17 protein-coding genes and 1 riboswitch are annotated in these 17,719 nt (G+C 70.2%); of the genes, 7 read left to right on the top strand and 10 right to left on the bottom strand.

Annotated elements, in window-relative coordinates; genetic code table 11:
* The first annotated feature begins 1 nt into the window (after position 1).
* The 7 genes from AXK61_RS15895 (at position 2) to AXK61_RS24465 (ending at position 7,372) form a co-directional block, all read left to right on the top strand.
* Positions 2-1,738: an ATP-binding cassette domain-containing protein gene (locus AXK61_RS15895; RefSeq protein WP_068746310.1), complete on the top strand. Its 1,737-nt coding sequence runs from the start codon at positions 2-4 to the stop codon at positions 1,736-1,738.
* A gap of 41 nt (positions 1,739-1,779) precedes the next feature.
* Positions 1,780-3,939 carry a malate synthase G gene (locus AXK61_RS15890; RefSeq protein WP_068746346.1) on the top strand — a complete coding sequence of 720 codons (2,160 nt, stop codon included), beginning with the start codon at positions 1,780-1,782 and terminating at the stop codon, positions 3,937-3,939.
* Positions 3,940-3,968: 29 nt separating this feature from the next.
* Positions 3,969-4,760, top strand: a complete 792-nt coding sequence (locus tag AXK61_RS15885) for a spermidine synthase (RefSeq protein WP_231855573.1) — start codon at positions 3,969-3,971, stop codon at positions 4,758-4,760.
* A 10-nt stretch (positions 4,761-4,770) separates the two neighbouring features.
* Positions 4,771-5,874 (top strand): type 2 periplasmic-binding domain-containing protein, encoded by a 1,104-nt coding sequence (locus AXK61_RS15880; protein ID WP_082777782.1) that lies wholly within the window; start codon positions 4,771-4,773, stop codon positions 5,872-5,874.
* 52 nt (positions 5,875-5,926) lie between these two features.
* Positions 5,927-6,385, top strand: a complete 459-nt coding sequence (locus AXK61_RS15875; protein ID WP_156485694.1) for a hypothetical protein — start codon at positions 5,927-5,929, stop codon at positions 6,383-6,385.
* A 233-nt stretch (positions 6,386-6,618) separates the two neighbouring features.
* Positions 6,619-6,837 carry an antitoxin gene (locus AXK61_RS15870; RefSeq protein WP_068569962.1) on the top strand — a complete coding sequence of 73 codons (219 nt, stop codon included), beginning with the start codon at positions 6,619-6,621 and terminating at the stop codon, positions 6,835-6,837.
* A 154-nt stretch (positions 6,838-6,991) separates the two neighbouring features.
* On the top strand, positions 6,992-7,372 hold the full coding sequence (locus tag AXK61_RS24465; RefSeq protein ID WP_082777783.1) for a DUF2510 domain-containing protein: 381 nt from the start codon (positions 6,992-6,994) through the stop codon (positions 7,370-7,372).
* Positions 7,373-7,426: 54 nt separating this feature from the next.
* Here AXK61_RS24465 and AXK61_RS15860 read toward each other — a convergent pair whose 3' ends face one another.
* The 10 genes from AXK61_RS15860 to AXK61_RS15815 all read right to left on the bottom strand — a co-directional run bounded on the left by AXK61_RS15860 (position 7,427) and on the right by AXK61_RS15815 (position 17,713).
* Positions 7,427-8,698, bottom strand: coding sequence for a hypothetical protein (locus AXK61_RS15860; protein WP_068569811.1), 1,272 nt, complete (start codon positions 8,696-8,698; stop codon positions 7,427-7,429).
* Positions 8,695-9,381, bottom strand: coding sequence for a hypothetical protein (locus AXK61_RS15855; RefSeq protein ID WP_156485693.1), 687 nt, complete (start codon positions 9,379-9,381; stop codon positions 8,695-8,697). The genes AXK61_RS15860 and AXK61_RS15855 overlap by 4 nt, the downstream gene beginning before the upstream one ends.
* Positions 9,382-9,596: 215 nt before the next feature.
* On the bottom strand, positions 9,597-12,428 hold the full coding sequence (gene gcvP / locus AXK61_RS15850) for an aminomethyl-transferring glycine dehydrogenase (RefSeq protein ID WP_068569813.1): 2,832 nt from the start codon (positions 12,426-12,428) through the stop codon (positions 9,597-9,599).
* Positions 12,429-12,485: 57 nt separating this feature from the next.
* Positions 12,486-12,595, bottom strand: a riboswitch (glycine riboswitch).
* Positions 12,596-12,644: 49 nt separating this feature from the next.
* The gene (locus AXK61_RS15845) at positions 12,645-13,841 is read right to left on the bottom strand and encodes a macrolide family glycosyltransferase (protein ID WP_068746308.1); all 1,197 of its coding nucleotides are present in this window, start codon (positions 13,839-13,841) and stop codon (positions 12,645-12,647) included.
* Between the two features lie 52 nt (positions 13,842-13,893).
* Positions 13,894-14,523, bottom strand: a complete 630-nt coding sequence (locus AXK61_RS15840; protein ID WP_082777809.1) for a MerR family transcriptional regulator — start codon at positions 14,521-14,523, stop codon at positions 13,894-13,896.
* A gap of 178 nt (positions 14,524-14,701) precedes the next feature.
* Entirely contained in the window at positions 14,702-15,220 is a 519-nt protein-coding gene (locus AXK61_RS15835; protein ID WP_068746306.1) for a bifunctional nuclease family protein, read from the bottom strand.
* A 27-nt stretch (positions 15,221-15,247) separates the two neighbouring features.
* Positions 15,248-15,979 carry a transcriptional regulator FtsR gene (gene ftsR / locus AXK61_RS15830; RefSeq protein WP_462708821.1) on the bottom strand — a complete coding sequence of 244 codons (732 nt, stop codon included), beginning with the start codon at positions 15,977-15,979 and terminating at the stop codon, positions 15,248-15,250.
* Positions 15,980-15,984: 5 nt separating this feature from the next.
* Complete coding sequence (gene odhI / locus AXK61_RS15825) at positions 15,985-16,425, bottom strand: oxoglutarate dehydrogenase inhibitor Odhl (protein WP_068746302.1); 441 nt, start codon at positions 16,423-16,425, stop codon at positions 15,985-15,987.
* Positions 16,426-16,592: 167 nt separating this feature from the next.
* Positions 16,593-16,997, bottom strand: coding sequence for a glycine cleavage system protein GcvH (gene gcvH / locus AXK61_RS15820; protein ID WP_068746299.1), 405 nt, complete (start codon positions 16,995-16,997; stop codon positions 16,593-16,595).
* A gap of 86 nt (positions 16,998-17,083) precedes the next feature.
* A complete protein-coding gene (locus tag AXK61_RS15815) occupies positions 17,084-17,713 on the bottom strand; it encodes a CDP-alcohol phosphatidyltransferase family protein (RefSeq protein ID WP_068746296.1) in 630 nt (209 codons plus the stop codon).
* Positions 17,714-17,719 lie beyond the last annotated feature (6 nt).

Below are 17,719 nucleotides of genomic sequence, written 5' to 3'. Positions count from 1 at the left end.
CGTGAAGCTCCTGAAATTCCTCATCTCGATCTCCCCGGCGGCGATCGCCGCGGCGGTGGCCGCGGGCCTCGTCGCCGGCGCGGCCAACGCCTACCTGTTGACCCTCATCAACGGGCTGGTCGCCCCGGGACCGATGCCGACGGTGACGGTCACCCAGTTCGTGGTGACCGCCGTCGTCGTGGTGGTCGCGGGCGTGGCCTCGCAGCTGATCCTGCTGCACCTGGCGCAGGCCGCCGTCTACCGGCTGCGGGCGCGGCTCTCGCAGCGCGTGCTCGCGGCCCCGCTCGAGCACATCGAACGGCTCGGCGATCACCGCCTGCTGGCGACGCTCACCGAGGACGTGCGGTCACTGTCGATGGCCGTGTCCGGCATCCCCGGGCTGTGCATCGACCTCGCGACGATCATCGGCGCGCTCACCTACCTGGCCACCGTGTCGGGCGCCCTGTTCGCGGTGTCCGTCGCGGGCACGCTCATCGGCATCGCGTGCGTGGAGACGGTGCTGCGCAGGGTCCGGGAGACCTATCGCCGGGCCCGCGAGCTCGACGACGCCCTCATCGGCTCGTTCCAGGAGGTCACGCACGGGATCAAGGAGCTCAAGCTGCACCGCGGCCGCCGCGCCGACTTCCTCGACCACAAGCTGCTGGGCACCGCCGAGGACCTGCGCGGCAAGCACGTCGCCGCCGGCACGCGCTTCGCCGGCGGCCAGGCGCTCGGTCAGGTGCTGCAGCTGGGCACCATGGTGCTGATCCTGTTCGTGCTCGCCCGGGCGCTGGAGCTGCCGCGGGAGACGATGATCGGCTACGTGCTGGTCACGACCTTCCTGTCGATGCCGATGCAGAGTCTCATGCACCGGATCCCCGACCTGCTCCGCGGTGACGTCGCGCTGGCCAAGATCCGTGGCCTCGACCTGTCCCTGGAGACCGCGCGCGACGAGTCGGCCCTCCCGTACGACGACCGCCCGCTGTCGGACGGCACCGTCGAACTGCGGGGCGTGGGCTACGAGTACCTGCCCGAGCCCCCACCGGGTCATGGCCCTCCGGGCCGGCCCGGGCCGGGCGGGCCCGGCGGTCCGCCTCCCCACCCGGGCCCCGGCCTCCCGCCGGGACCGCCGCCCGGCGTCCCGCACGGCTTCCGCCTCGGCCCCATCGACCTGACGCTGCGCCCCGGCGAGGTGACCTTCGTGGTCGGCGGCAATGGCAGCGGCAAATCGACGCTCGCCAAGCTGCTGTCGGGGCTGTACGCGCCACGGATCGGCGAGCTCCGGATCGGCGGCGAGGTGGTCGGTCCGCAGAACACCGAGTGGTTCCGGCAGCACACCACCGCGGTCTTCTCCGACTTCCACCTGTTCGACGACTACCTGGGCCTCGCCGCGGACGATCTGGACGACCGCGTCCGCGGGCTGCTGCACGACCTGGAACTGGCGCACGCCGTGACCGTGCAGGACGGGAAGCTCTCGACGCTCGCGCTGTCGACGGGGCAGCGCAAGCGGCTCGCGCTGCTGACCGCGCTGCTCGAGGACCGGCCGGTGTACCTGTTCGACGAATGGGCCGCGGATCAGGACCCCCGGTTCCGCGCCGTGTTCTACGACCGGATCATCGGCGACCTGAGGGCGCGAGGGAAGACGGTGGTCGTGATCACCCACGACGACCGCTACTTCGACCGGGCGGATCAGCTGGTCAAACTGGACTTCGGCCAGGTGGTCCCGGCGTCGGCGGCGATCTCGCGCGGAGTAACCTGATGAGCACGTAATCACGTGCTACGAAGGGGTTGAAGTACTTCATGGTTGACACCGCCCGGACATCCGTCGCAGGCCTCGAGGTCGCAACGGTTCTCTACGATTTCATCAACAACGAGGCGCTTCCGGGCACGGGCGTCGACCAGGCGGCCTTCTGGGACGGTGCGGCGAAGGTCATCGGCGATCTGGTTCCGAAGAACCGGGCGCTGCTCGCCAAGCGCGACGAACTGCAGGCGAAGATCGACGAGTTCCACGCCGCCGCGCCGGGTGAGGTCGACTTCCCGAAGTACAAGCAGTTCCTCACCGACATCGGCTACCTCGTGCCGGTCCCCGAGGACCGCGAGATCACCACGGCGAACGTGGACACCGAGATCACCTCCACCGCCGGCCCGCAGCTCGTGGTGCCGATCCTCAACGCCCGCTTCGCGATCAACGCCGCGAACGCCCGCTGGGGCTCGCTGTACGACGCGCTCTACGGCACCGACGCCATCTCCGAGGCCGACGGCGCGGAGAAGACGAAGGGCTACAACAAGGTCCGCGGCGACAAGGTCATCGCCTTCGCGAAGGACTTCCTCGACCAGGCCGTGCCGCTCGAGTCGGGCTCCTGGACCGCCGTCACCTCGCTCTCCGTCGCCGACGGTGCCCTGGTCCTGAACGACGGTGCCCTCGCGCTCGCGGACCCGACGGTGTTCGCCGGCTACACCGGCGACGCCGCGGCGCCCACCGGCGTGCTGCTGCGCCACAACGGCCTGCACCTGGAGATCCAGGTCGACGCGTCGTCGCCGATCGGGCAGACCGACCCGGCCGGTATCAAGGACGTCCTCGTCGAGTCCGCGGTCACCACGATCATGGACTTCGAGGACTCGGTCGCGGCCGTCGACGCGGACGACAAGGTCGTCGGGTACCGCAACTGGCTGGGCCTGAACAAGGGCGATCTCGCCGAAGAGGTCAGCAAGGGCGGCAAGACCTTCACGCGCACCCTGAACCCGGACCGGAAGTACACCGCCGCCGACGGCTCCGAGCTGGTGCTGCACGGCCGCTCGCTGCTGTTCGTGCGCAACGTCGGCCACCTGATGACCACCGACGCGATCCTGCTGGACGGCAAGGAGATCGGCGAGGGCATCCTCGACGGCATCGTCACCTCGCTCATCGCGATCCACGGCCTGTCCGGCGAGATCCGCAACTCCCGCACCGGCTCGGTGTACATCGTCAAGCCGAAGATGCACGGCCCCGAGGAGGTGGCCTTCGCCGCGGAGATCTTCAGCCGCGTCGAGCAGATCCTGGGCCTGCCCGCGCTCACGCTCAAGGTCGGGATCATGGACGAGGAGCGCCGTACCTCGGTGAACCTCAAGGCCGCGATCGCCGCCGCCAACGACCGCCTGGTGTTCATCAACACCGGCTTCCTCGACCGCACCGGCGACGAGATCCACACGTCCATGGTCGCGGGCCCCATCGTCCGCAAGGGCCAGCTCAAAGCGCAGACCTGGTACCCCGCGTACGAGGACAGCAACGTCGACATCGGCCTGCACGCGGGCCTGCAGCACAAGGCGCAGGTCGGCAAGGGCATGTGGGCCATGCCCGACCTGATGGCCGCGATGCTCGAGCAGAAGATCGCGCAGCCCAAGGCCGGCGCCACCACCGCGTGGGTGCCCTCGCCCACCGCCGCCACGCTGCACGCCCTGCACTACCACCTGGTGGACGTGTTCGAGGTGCAGAACGAGATCGCCAAGCGCGACCCGGCGTCCGTGGACGACATCCTCACCATCCCGCTCGCGAAGAATGCGAACTGGTCGGAGGAGGAGAAGCGCGAGGAGCTCGACGAGAGCGCGCAGTCGATCCTCGGCTACGTGGTCCGCTGGATCGACGCGGGCGTCGGCTGCTCGAAGGTGCCGGACATTCACGACGTCGCCCTCATGGAGGACCGCGCCACGCTGCGCATCTCCTCGCAACTGCTCGCGAACTGGCTGCGCCACGGCGTGGTCACCGAGGCCGAGGTCGTCGACGCGCTCAAGCGCATGGCGCCGGTCGTCGACCAGCAGAACGCGGGCGATCCGACCTACCGCCCGCTGGCCCCCGACTTCGACACCAACATCGCCTTCCAGGCGGCGAAGGATCTGGTCCTGCTGGGCGGCACGCAGCCGAACGGCTACACCGAGCCGATCCTGCACGCGCGTCGCCGCGAGTTCAAGGCCGCGAACAGCTGAGCACGGAGCATTCCGGCACCGGGCCGGTCGTGATCGAAGCCGATCGCGACCGGCCCGGCGCGTTCACGGTGCTGCTCGACGGGACGCCGCAGAGCTACATCGACACCGGCGACCCGACGAACCTCGTCTTCGAGTACGTCCGGCGGATCGGGCACGTCGCGGACCTGGTGCGGCCCTCCGGTGAGCCGATCACCGCCGTGCACCTCGGCGGAGGGGGTTTCACGCTCCCCCGCTACATCGCCGCGACACGGCCCGGCTCGCGGCAGCAGGTACTCGAGATCGACCGCGCGCTGATCGACGCCGTGCGCGCCGCTGCGCCTCTGCCCAAGCGCGAGCAGATCAAGATCCGCTGCGCCGACGCCGCGCTCGCCGCGACGGTCCTGCCCCCGGGCATGCTCGGCACCGTCGACCTGCTGGTCCTGGACGTCTTCGCCGGGGCCCGCACCCCGGCAGCACTCACCACCAGGGAGTTCTTCGCGTCCCTGACACCCCTGCTCGCGCCCGGCGGCACCGTCGCGATCAACATCGCCGACGGTCCGCCCCTCCCCTTCGCCCGGTCCGTGGCGGCGACGGTGGCGGGGGTGTTCGGCGAGGTCGCGATCGCCGCCGAGCCCGGCGTGCTCAAGGGGCGCCGGTTCGGCAACCTGGTTCTCGTGACCGGGCGGGTGCCGGACGGACTGGCGCGTCGCCTGGCCGGCGACCCGTTCCCGGGCTCGCTCGTCAGCGGCGCCGAGACGACCCGGTTCGCGGGCGGCGCGAAGCCCTTCACCAGCGCGAACGCACAGGAGTCCCCGATGCCGCCGCGCGGCGTCTTCGGGTAGGTTGCTCTCGATGGGATCACATCGTTCTGGAGGAGGCTCCCGCGGCATCGCGCGCTGGTTGATCGCGGCGGTCGTCGCGGTCGTCGTCGTGGCCGCGATCGCCGGGGCGATGGTCTGGCTGTCCGGTCGTTCGGAGCAGGAGGGCCGCAACGCCGCGTCCACCTGCGTGCGCGGTGACCTGCCCGTGCACGTCGCCGCCGCGCCCGCGCTGGTCGAGTCTCTGCGCCGCGTGGCTGACGCCTTCAACGACTCCGGGAAGGTGTCGGCCGACTACTGCGCGAAGATCGACGTCGTCGGGGTCGACTCACCCGTCGCCCTCGCCGCGCTGTCCGGCACGTGGGACCCGAAGCTGGGGGCGGCACCGTCGGTGTGGATCCCGGAGAGCACGGTCTGGACGGCCCGCCTCGCGGCGGCCAAGCCGGCTGAGGTGTCGGGGCAGCCGACGTCGATCGCGTCGTCGCCGGTGGTCCTCGCGGTGCGGGACTCGGCACGCCCTGCCTTCGCCGACGTGCGCTGGCTCGACCTCCCGGGCAAGCAGCGCGACCTGCGGGTCGCGCTGCCCACCGAGGCCGATTCGGACGGCACTTATCTCGCGGCCCAGTCCGTGGCCGCGGCGGTGGGCCGCACGGGTGGCGCCGCGCTGTCCGACGATGCCGCCACAAGCCCGGTGGTGACCGGGTCGCTGTCGCGGTGGGCCGCGGACGCCCCGAAGTCCACCAGTGCGGTCGCCGCGCTCGAGGCGCTGACCAAGCCCGGCGACGGGATCCGCGCCGTGCCCGTCACGGAGCAGCAGCTCGCCGCCTTCGCTCGCGGTCGGGGCGAGGCCGCGCCCGTCGCCGTGTACCCGACCGGCCCGACGGCGTCGGCCACCTACCCGGCCGCGGTACTCGACCGCGAGGACACCACCGACGCGCACGACCGCGCGGCCGCGGACTTCGTCGCCTATCTGACCGAGGGCGATCACGCGAAGCCCCTCGCGGAGGCCGGCTTCCGCGTGCCCGGACAGCCCACCCCGGCGAAGACCGCAGCGGTCGCGTTCGGCACCGTCGAGCCCCTCGCCTCCGCATCGAACGCCGCGACGATCGCCCTCGCCGACGCCCTGACCCGCAAGTAGCGGCGTGCCCCGCGCGATCGCCTCAGCCCGCCTCCGCGGGCAGTGGCGGGTCTTGGTCGACACCGGTACCGACGGGACGGTCGTCTACCGCGTGTCGCGCGACGGCAGCTGCGGGCTCGACGTCGCGAGCAGTGAGCACGGCTTCCGCCTGGCGTATCGGGATCGCATCTGGACGGCCGAAGACTTCGAGATCCGGTCGAAGCCGGCCGGCGACAACGTCCGCCGGGTGTGGACCTTACGCAGCGATGCGTTCGCGGGTAGCGCGTCGGAGCGCGGCACGGGTCGCTCGGCCCTCCGACAAGTGGGCGCGGCCTTCTCGGCGATCCCGTTCCACCTCCTGCACGCGACCAGGATCGATCTGACCGACGACGCCGGCGCGGTGGTCGCCCGGATACGGTCGCGGCGGGTCCTGCCGATCGGTTTCGTCCTCGAATCCGATGATCCACGGCTCGATACCCGTACCCTCGCGGCGATCGTGGTGGTCGTGGGTGCGGACTCGATGGTCGGCTGAGGAATGCCCGGTCGGGCGGCGAACGGTCCGATCGAACCATTCGATGCCGGCTGCCCGGATCGGTCGCATCCGGAATCTCCGCCCTATTTCGCCCGACGTGTACCAATCCGACCGCACCATCACGCCGCAGCGCGACCGATGTCGCTACCGTGAACGAGGACACAGGCGCAGGGCGTCGCGGTGAAACAGGCGGCGAGGACGGTCCGCGGAAGAATCCATCGGAAGGTTGCATCATGGCACTTCTCGACAAGATCAAAGAACTTCTCGGCAAGAACCCCGATCAGGTCAACAAGGTGATCGACAAGGCAGGCAGCGCGGCGAAGGGCAAGTTCGCCGGGCACGACGCCCAGATCGACATGGCCACGAACAAGATCAAGGACGTCGCCGGCGGCAGCACGCCGCCCGCAGGCGGCGAGCCGACGCCCGGCACCCCGCCGCCGAATCCCTCGTAGAACTGAGCCGTGCAGAGCCGCCACCACAGCTGGAACCCGCGGAACCGAGCGCCCGTCCCGAGACATCGGGGCGGGCGCTTCTCGATGTCGTCCGTTCAGATGATTCCCGATCGTTGGCCGGGGCGACGGAGGCACCGTGCCTACGCTCAGGAACATGACGAATCCCGGTTGGTACGACGACGGTGCGGGCACCCAGCGATGGTGGGACGGCCAACGGTGGACCGAGAAGACCCAGCAGCCCCCGCAACAGCGTGGGCTCAGCGGGATGGTGAACCGGATCGAAGCCGAGGCGAACGCCGGCGCGCAGCCCCGTCCGGCGCAGAACGGCATGAGCTACGTCGTCCTGCAGGTGGTGCTCAAGGAGAAGTTCCTGGGTACCGGGTCCGGCAACCTCACCGAGCTCGAAGGCGCGATCAATCGTCAGGCGGCACTCGGTTACCGACTGCACACGATCACGACCTCGTCGTCCGGCAGCAAGGGCTTCGCCGGCGGAGACCGGATCCAGGCGACGATGGTCTTCGAGAAACTGCCCTGAGCCCGGTCGCCCGGCAAGCCCAGTCCTCCGACCACCGCGAGTGCGGTCGGTTTCCTACGGATTCCGTGGGAGACCGACCACATCGGGAGTCGAGTACTTTCCATTGAGATGTTCGGCCCCGTCGGTGAAGAAGGTCGCAATGCCGATGTCTCCGAGATGCCCTGCGAGGATGAACGGAACGGCGAACGGTGACCGCTCGTCCCTGATCCAGATGAGCCGCGATCGATCGAGAACATCGCCATCGACGAGCCCGCAGTAGAGGTCGTACTCGATCAGGATTTCCGGCTCGTCCGCGTCCGTGTGACCGATCTCGGCAGCGGCTCGGTCCACGAGTCCGTCCAGGTCGGACCTCCACGCCGTCGGGCCGGCCATTGCGAGCTCGGTCCACGCCGGGCCGGCACCCGGCAGGTCCGCGACGAGCTCCGCGGCGGTCGTCCCCACATCGCGGGACGGGATCTCGTGCCTGCGATACGCGGCGATCATGCGACGCGCACGTACCGTCGGATCGGCGAAATGGCGATCCACCCCCTCGTCCAGTGCCACCCCGTGCGCACCATCGAAGTACCCCTCGATCGTGGCGCGCGTGACGCTCATCGTCGCGGGAGGGTTCGAGACCCGCGGAAGCCCGAGTCCCTCCCCGGGCGCGAGGAGTTCCACCGTGGCCAAGCGGACCATCGGGTCCGTGCTGGACAGGGCCGCGTACACCAACCGTTCGACGGCATCCGCCCGTTCCTGCTCCGGGCTCGGCGCGTACCCGAGCTCGTGGGCCGCGCGGTCGACGACTCCGCCCAGCCCGGTCCCGCCGTCGTGTGCGGCGAGCTCGGCCCAGGCGGGCACACCGTCGGGCAGGAGGTGCGCGAGATCGGCGGCGAGGCCCGGGACGGACTCCGCCGGAATCACGCCCCGACGGTACGCCGCCACCACGTAACGAGCGCGCGCCTCGGGTTCGGCGAAGTGACGGTGCACGTCCGGTACGAACGCCACCGGCGCGATCGACCTCCGCACGGCGGCGAGCCGCTCTGGCAGTACGCGCACGGGCCCCGGGTGCCGTCGCCGCCGGAGGGCCGCGACGATGTCCGGCACGAACACGATAGGAGCCACACCGACCCCGGAGACAGCGGCGTCGACGAACGTCGGCGCCTCGGGCCACCATGCTTCGCTGAAGGTGATGACTGCGACCGTCCACAGGCCGGTGATGGCGACGCCGAGCGCCCAATCGGTCCATCGAGTGCGCCCGGGATACCGCCGGTTCAGGCGTGTCGTCACCGGGATCAGGACCGTGAACACCACGGCGAATCCGACCGCGAGTCCGCCGACGTGCGTCATGCGGAAACCGCTGGCCGGCACCGTGCTGTGAGCATGGCGCTGCCGTGTTCGCGGAAATCGCGGTCCACGGCGGGATCCCACCGCTTGTCGCCGCTGGACAGGAAGGGCGCGGTGAGCCACGGGATCGTTGCGGCGAACTCCGGACTGTCCATCCGCCAGCCCTTGATCGCGGTGGCGTAGTGGATCAACCGCGACGAGTCCACGTAATCGCCGGAGTCGAGCGCGCGGAACACCCAGTACGCGATCACGTCCGATGCCGTCTCCGGCGTCGGCGGATGCGCCTCGGTGATGCCCGCCAGCTGGTCCTGGAACGCCGCGCTCGTGAAATGTGCGCGTGCGGGCGCGGGGATCGCGGCGCGCGCCGCGCGGCGGCCGGCGGCGTCGTCGCGCCGCCACCGGCGCATGCGGAAGTAGCTCAACGGCACCATGATCCCCATGGCGACCACGACGACCAGCATGTTGCAGGCCGCGTGGCCGAAGGGCGTCGTCTGCGGATCGACGGCGAACACGACCACGAGACTCACGACCATCCCGGCTCCGTATCCGCCAACGACGTCGAGGGGCTTGAACTGCAGGCGTTCGCCCCGCTTCCACCAGGCGAAGGCTCCGCACACGAGCAGCGCCGGGACGATGACGACCAGCGTTCCCGCGAGGTAGGAGTCCCACCATCCTGATCGATCCATGATCATGAGTTTAGATCAACAAACACTCGCTGCAACGGCATTGCACGCCTGACCGCCGTCTCTCGGATTCCGTCCGGGCCGGACAGCACGTCCGATGTGGACGGAATCGGAGAGGGCGACAATCGTCGACCCCCTCCGTTCGGACGCGCAGAACCGCCCGACCCGTCGGCCTGCCGCGCTCGCAGCCGGCGGCACGGCGCGCCGAACGCGGGTACCTACTCCGCGAACGCCTCGATCGGCGGGCAGGAGCAGACGAGGTTGCGGTCGCCGTACACACCGTCGATGCGGCGGACGGACGGCCACACCTTGGCGCGCGCGCCACCGGACGGCAGGCCCTGCGGGTACACCGCGACCTCCCGCGAGTACGGGTGGTCCCACTCGGTCACGAGGCACTCCGCGGTGTGCGGGGCGCCGCGCAGCGGGTTGTCGTCCACCGGCCACTCCCCCGACGCGACCCGCGAGATCTCCGCGCGGATCGCGATCATCGCGTCGCAGAACTCGTCGATCTCGCCGAGCGACTCGCTCTCCGTCGGCTCGACCATGAGCGTTCCCGCGACGGGGAAGCTCATCGTCGGGGCGTGGAAACCGTAATCCGCGAGGCGCTTCGCGACATCGTCGATGGAGACGCCGGTCTCCTTCGTGATGCCCCGCACGTCGAGGATGCACTCGTGCGCCACCCGGCCGTTCTCGCCCGTGTACAGCACGGGGAACGAGTCGTTGAGCCGCGCGGCGATGTAGTTCGCCGAGGCGATCGCGGTCAGCGTCGCGCTCCGCAGCCCGGACGCGCCCATCATCCGGATGTACGCCCACGTGATCGGGAGGATCGAGGCGCTGCCGTAGGGCGCGGCAGAGATCGTCGGGCCGGAGCCCAGCGAGGGCTCGAGCGGGTGCCCGGGCAGGAAGGGCGCGAGGTGGCTGCGGACGCCGATCGGGCCGACGCCGGGGCCGCCGCCGCCGTGCGGGATGCAGAAGGTCTTGTGCAGGTTCAGGTGCGAGACGTCGCCGCCGAACTTGCCCGGCCGGGCCAGCCCGACCAGCGCGTTCATGTTGGCACCGTCGACGTAGACCTGACCGCCGGCCTCGTGCACGGCCGCGCAGATCTCCCGCACCTCGTGCTCGTACACGCCGTGCGTGGACGGGTAGGTGATCATGATCGCGGCCAGCTCGTCGGCGTGCTTGGCGATCTTCTCCTTGAGGTCCGCGGTGTCGACGTCGCCCGTGTCGCGCGACGCGACGACCACCACGCGCAGCCCCGCCATCACGGCCGACGCCGCGTTCGTCCCGTGCGCGGACGACGGGATCAGGCAGACGGTGCGGTGTGCGTCGCCGCGCGAGAGGTGGTAGTTGCGGATCGCCAGCAGGCCCGCGTATTCGCCCTGCGAGCCGGCGTTCGGCTGCAGCGAGACGTTGTCGTAGCCGGTGATCGCGACGAGCCACTCCTCGAGCTGCGCGATGAGCGCGCGGATGCCCTCGGTGTCCGCGGCGGGCGCGAACGGGTGCAGCCGCGAGAACTCCGGCCAGGTGATGGATTCCATCTCGGCGGTGGCGTTGAGCTTCATGGTGCAGGAGCCCAGCGGGATCATCGAGCGGTCCAGCGCGATGTCCTTGTCGGACAGCTTGCGCAGGTAGCGCAGCATCGCCGTCTCGGTGCGGTAGGCATGGAACGCCGGGTGCGTCAGGTACTCGGAGGTGCGGTTCTCGATGTCCGACGGTGCGCCGTCGACCGGCTGCACGTCGAAGGCCGCGATCACGGCGGCCACATCGGCCTCGGTCGAGGTCTCGTCGAAGGCGACGGAGACGTGGTCGTCGTCGACGCGCCACAGGTTGTAGCCGGCGGCCTTGGCAGCGGCGAGCACGTCGTCGGCGCGGCCGGGCACGTTCACGAGCACGGTGTCGAAGAAGTCCGCGTGGACCACGGCCGAGCCCAGCGCTGCGGCCAGCGCCGAGGCACGACCGTGCACCCGCAGCGCGATGGCCTTCAGCCCGTCTGGGCCGTGGTACGAGGCGTACATCGCCGCGAGGACGGCGAGCAGCACCTGCGCGGTACAGATGTTGGACGTGGCCTTCTCGCGGCGGATGTGCTGCTCACGGGTCTGCAGGGCCAGGCGGTAGGCGAGGTTGCCGTCGGCGTCGACGGACACACCGACGAGCCGGCCGGGGATCTGGCGGGCGTGCTTCTCGTGGACGGCGAGGTACCCGGCGTGCGGGCCGCCGAAGCCCAGCGGCACGCCGAAGCGCTGCGTGGTGCCGAAGCAGGCGTCGGCGCCCTGCTCGCCGGGCGGCGTCAGCAGAGTCATGGCCAGCAGGTCGGCACCGACGGCGACCAGCGCGTCGCGCTCGTGGGCGGCGTCGATCAGGGCCTTCACGTCGGGGATGCGGCCGGAGGCGCCGGGGGTCTGCAGGATGACGCCGAAGAACTCGCCCTCGGGCAGGCCCGCCGACAGGTCCGCCGACACGACCTCGATGCCCAGCGGCTCCGCGCGGGTGGAGATCACCGCGAGCGTCTGTGGGAAGACGTCCAGGTCCACGATGAGCCGCGGGCTCTTCGACTTGCCGGCGCGGCGCAGCAGCGTCATGGCCTCGGCGGCGGCGGTGGCCTCGTCGAGCATGGAGCTGTTGGCGATCTCCATGCCGGTGAGGTCGGAGACCATGGTCTGGAAGTTGAGCAGCGCCTCGAGGCGGCCCTGGCTGATCTCGGGCTGGTACGGCGTGTAGGCGGTGTACCAGGCCGGGTTCTCGATGATGTTGCGCAGCAGCACCGGCGGGGTCAGCGTGTCGTAGTAGCCGAGGCCGATCATGGTGCGGTCCACGGTGTTGCGGTCCGCGAGCGCGCGCAGCTCGGCGAGTGTCTCGTGCTCGTCGATCGCGGCGGGCAGTGCACCGAGGCCGTTGTCGCCCTCCGGGTCGAGAATCGCCGACGGGACGGCGGCGCGGGCCAGGTCGTCGAGGCTGTCGACACCGATGACGCGCAGGATCTGCTCGAGCTCGCCCGCGTCGGGGCCGATGTGGCGCGCGGGGAAGTTGCTCGCGGACGAGTTCTCGGACACTGGGGACCTCCGGGGCGGTGTGCCCTCTCCCTCAGTCGCCGGCGGCTCCAGAGGCGCCCAACCCGCGTGGTCCTGGTGCCTGAGAGATTGACGGAGAGGTGCTGCTCCTTCGGCGCCCGTGGACCCCGTGCTCGACGGTGCCCGCTGGGCTCTCCCACGCGGTGTTGCGGCGCACGCCGATTCTAACCCATTTCAGCAAGACGCCCGTACGGTGACTCACCCCGGCAGTCGGGACTCGACCACCTCGACCGCGCGGGTCAATCCGCCCAGCTCAGCGAGTTCGTGCGCGAGTTCCCGGGCGCGGGGCGACAGGGCCAGCGCAGCGTCGCACGCCTCGCCCAGCGACCCGCCGGACAGCTCCTCCGGCGCGGGTACTCCGATCCCCGCGGCGGCGAGCATCGTCGCGTTCTCGAACTGGTCGGCCGCCTGCGGCGCGGTCACGACCGGCGTGCCCGTCAGCATCGCCTCGCTCGACCCACCCATGCCCGCGTGGGTGAGGAAGATGTCGGTCTCCTGCAGGACGGCCACCTGGTCGATCCACGGGTGCACCTCGACGTTCGGCGGCACCGCACCGTCGGAGGCGGTCACCGTCGACGGGTCCGTACGTCCGCCGACCTGCAGGATCACCCGCCAGTCGGGCCGCAGGGCCGCCAGGTCGCACGCCGCGCGGTAGGTCTCGGGTTGATCCGTGAAGGCGGAGCCGAAGGAGACCAGGAGCGTCGTCGGGCGGTCCGCGCCGCCCGACGGTGCCGCCCGCACGTCCGGCAGTCGACGCGCGGGACCGGTGAAGGTGTAGACCCGACGGTCCACGCGGTCGGCGTTCGGCTGCATCGAGGGCGCGATGAGGACGAGGGAGCGTTCCGGGCGTCCCAGGAAGTGCAGCGAGTCCTCGTCGATCCCGTGGCGCGCGAGCAGCGCGTCCTGCCGCTCGAGCATCGCGACGCCGCGCGGGTCGGTCCGGAGCATCGCGTGGAAGTCCGCCATGTCCTCGTCGTAGCCCTCCCACGCCACGTACGTCGGTGAGACCTGGAGCGTCGGGATCCCCCACGTGCGGGCCAGGACGACGCCCATCGCACCGGCGATGTCGTAGAGGATCAGATCGGGACGGTCGTCCTCGTACAGGGCGAACCACTGGGGCAGCTGGTTCTCGTACTCGTCGGCGAAGACGGTGAGCTGATCGATCACGTCACCGGAGAAGGCCTCGCCGTCCTGCGCGGAGGCCGCTTCGCCGAGGGCCGGGATGACCGAGCGGTAGACCTTGAGTTCCGCGCCCGCGGCCTCGATCGCGGCCCGCATCGACTCGTCGTTGGCACAGGTGACGCGATGGCCCCGCCGGACGAGCTCGGCGAGTACGTCGAGCGCCGGAAGCACATGCCCGGGAGCGGGAATCGAGAACATCGCGATGTGGGCCATATCGCCCAAACTAGGCGACGGACCGATGGCCCGTCGACCGGATTTCCGGGAACTACCCGGTGGCGCGGGCGCGGTTGCGGCGGCGCGATGCCAGCTCGTCCTCGGGGGCCGCCTCGGCGGCCACGCCGTCGGCACGCTCACCCGGGAAGTCGGCGATGGTGCCGGTGAGCTCGCGCATGGCGCCGGAGACCGCGATGCCGAACACGCCCTGGCCGTGCTGCAGCAGATCCACGACCTCCTCGGCGCTCGTGCACTCGTACACGGTGGTGCCGTCGGAGAAGAGGGTGATCCGGGCCAGGTCCTCGACGCCGCGCTGGCGGAGGTGATCGACGGCGACGCGGATGTTCTGCAGGGAGATGCCGGTGTCGAGGAGACGCTTGACGATCTTGAGGACCAGGACGTCCTTGAAGGAGTACAGGCGCTGCGTGCCCGAGCCGCCCGCACTGCGGATGGAGGGCACGACCAGCGAGGTACGGGCCCAGTAGTCCAGCTGGCGGTAGGTGATGCCGGCGATCTGGCAGGCGCTGGGACCGCGGTAGCCGAGAAGCTCATCGGGGATGGTGTCGTTGGGGAACAGGCCGGGCGCGATGTCGTCCAGCGAGCCCTGGGTGCCCACGGCGGAATCCGCCTGCGGCGCGTTCTGCCCGGTGCCGTCCTGATCGGTCACTGCCGTCTCCCTCATGAGGTCCGTGCGCACTCCTGAGAGTACGCCTGCCGCGTGCAGGCCGTCGGTGTAATTCCCTCGGTGCCATTCGCGGTGTTCGGCGTGAACGCTATGGCGCGAAGGGCGCCGAATCAACGCGACACACCCACAACCTCAAGTTGAACTTTAGGTCGAGACCGAATCGTGACCAAGCCGGTCAGGACTCCCCCGGCGCCTTGAAGTCGTCCGCGGAGATCGAATCGAGGAACTCCTTGAACGCCTCGACCTCCTGGTCGGCCGGCGCCTCCTCCTCGGATTCGCCTGTCTCCGAGGCGGTCTCCTCATCGGGCAGCAGGAGCCCCGCCTCGGCGAGCACCTCCTCCTCGGCGAAGATCGGCACCTCGAGACGGACCGCCATGGCGACGGAATCCGACGGCCGGGCGGAGACGGTCTGGTCACCGTCGAGCACGAGGTCCGCGAAGAATGTGCCCTCCTGGAGGCCCGTGATGCGCACCTCGGTGACGGAACGTCCCAGGGTCTCGAGCAGGTCGACGATGAGATCGTGCGTCAGCGGGCGCCGCGGTTCGACGCCCTGCAGCTTGATCGCGATCGCCGTGGCCTCACCCTGCCCGATCCAGATGGGCAAGTACCGGGGGCCGGAGACCTCACGCAGGAGCAGCACCGGATCGTTCTGCGGCGGGTCCATCCGGATGCCCGCGACGGTCATCTCGATCATGCTGTCAGCTTACCGGCGCACCGGTCGTCAGCGGACGGCGTCCTTGACCGCGGCCTTGACCAACTGCGTGTGGAAGGTGACCGACAGTGCGGCCAGCTCGCGCACCAGCTCGGCGGCGCGTTCCGCCGCCCCCGCATCGCCGCCCCGGGCGATCGGGTTGGCGATCTGCGCGATGAGGCCCGCCTCGCGGTCGGCGGAGGTCTTGAAGGCGCGCAGATGCCGTGCCTCGAGCCCGTACTCGGCGAGGGCCTTGGCGGCCTGCACGAGCGCGACCGCGTCCTCGTCGAAGAACCCGGCCTTGCCGGAGGTGAGGAGCGCGGAGCGCTCCAGCTCACGGAGGAAGGCCTCGTCGGCGCCGGACCGCGCGAGCAGGTCGGCGCGGCTGATCCGGGTCTGCCGGCGCGCGGAGAAGTCGGTGGCGGGGGCCGTCTTCGACGACACCGCCGCGAGCACGCGGGGCGCACGCGGAGCGGGACCGTCGACGGCCTCGCCCCGATCGTGCGCGTCCAGCTGCTCCTTGATGATCTTCAGCGGCAGGTAGTAGTCGCGCTGCGCCGTGAGCACGTACTTGAGCCGCTCGCAGTCCTTCGGCGAGAACCGCCGGTACCCCGACGGAGACCGGTCCGGCGTGACCAGCCCCTCCGACTCGAGGAATCGGATCTTGGAGATGGTCACGTCCGGGAACTCGTCACGAAGACGTTCGAGGACCGCCCCGATCGACATTGCGCTCGGGGCGGTTTCCTGACGTGGTGCCGTCACAGAGTTCAGCCGGCCGCCGGGACGAAGAACACCAGACGGAACTTGCCGATCTGGACCTCGTCGCCGTTCGCCAGGGGCGAGGCGTCCACCGGCTCGCGGTTGACGTACGTGCCGTTGAGGCTGCCCACGTCGACGACGGTGAAGCCGCCCTCGACGGAACGGAACTCCGCATGGCGGCGCGACACGGTCACGTCGTCCAGGAAGATGTCGCTGTCGGGGTGGCGACCGGCCGAGGTGGTCTCCTGGTCCAGCAGGAAGCGGGAACCCGCGTTCGGGCCGCGCTTGACCACGAGCAGCGCCGCGCCGGCCGGGAGGTTCTCGAGGCCCGAGACGGGCGCATCGCTCTCGGGGCCGCCGTTCGCGTCCATCTCGCGGATGATGTCGGCGCGGAACACCGAAGTGGTCTCAACGGGGGCCGAGTCGTTGCCCTGGTCGTTCTCGCTCACATCGCTCCTTCGTCAGTGATTACTGCACAGGTCTTGTCGTGCACGGAACCTGGTGGACCTACCGTCCACGGTACCGCGCCCGGCGCCCGAAAGGCGGCCGGATTCATCGGCTCTAAAGCCGCTCTAAGGAAAAACGTCGGTCGCGGGACAACCGTCCCGCGGGTGTGTCAGGCCTCGGCCGTGAGCGCCTTGTAGGCGTCCGCGTCGAGCAGCTCGCCGAGCGCGGCCTCGAGGTCCTCGGGGGACGCGGCCTCGATCTCGACGATCCAACCCTCGCCGTACGGATCCGAGTTGATCAGGTCCGGGCTGGAGTCGAGCTCGCCGTTGATCGCGACGACGGTGCCGGCCAGCGGCGCGTAGATGTCGGAGACGCTCTTGGTCGACTCCACCTCGGCGAACGAGTCACCCGAGGCGACCTCCGCGTCGTCCTCCGGCAGCTGCACGAACACCACATCACCCAGCTGATCCTGCGCGAAGTCGGTGATCCCGATCCGCACCACGGTGTCGCTCTTCTTCAACAGCCACTCGTGATCGGGGGTGTACAGCAGTTCTCCGGGAAAGCTGGCACTCAACGTGAGAATCCTTTCGCGAGGGCGGCGCGGGCTGCGCAGCGTTTACAACTTAGTGGGCGAGCGTGGGATCGAGCAACACACCCCGGCTACCTGGCTTGGGGCGGCAGCCGTTTCACCACCAGCACCGTCTGCCACCAGTAGAGCACCAGGGTCCACCAGTACATGCCCAGCCCCCAGATCAGGAACGCCCAACCGAGCGGGTGCATGACGGCGCCGAGCCGGTTGTCGAAGGTACCCGCCAACAGCATCGGCAGCGCGTACATCAGCGCCATCGTGGCGGCCTTGCCCAGGTAGAGAGTGGGCAGCGCGGTCAGGCCCCGACTGCGCAGCAGCGGAACGGTTCCTGCCAGGATCACCTCTCTGCCGATCACCAGCCCGATCACCCACCAGGGCAGGATCTCCCGCACGCCGAAGGCGATGGGGATCGCGATCATGTACATCCGGTCGGCGGCGGGATCGAGCAGCTCGCCGAGCCGCGTCTGCTGGTTCAGCAGCCGCGCCAGCTTGCCGTCGAGCCAGTCGGTGAATCCCGACACCATGAGCACGACCAACGCCCACGCGTCGCTGTGCTGCACCAGCAGCAGCCACAGGAACAGCGGCACGCCCAGCAGGCGCAGCAGACTGAGCGCGTTGGGGACGTTGAAGGGGCTGCTCGCGCTCCCCCGGTCCGACGGTGCGCCCTCGCCCCCGGGTTCGGTGCTCCCGGACGTGTTCACGTGCGG

Origin of the sequence: Tsukamurella pseudospumae (assembly GCF_001575205.1) — a bacterium.
GTDB lineage: Bacteria > Actinomycetota > Actinomycetes > Mycobacteriales > Mycobacteriaceae > Tsukamurella > Tsukamurella pseudospumae.
Note: the sequence above shows the minus strand (reverse complement) of the source record. Positions and strands in the feature narration are given on the sequence as shown.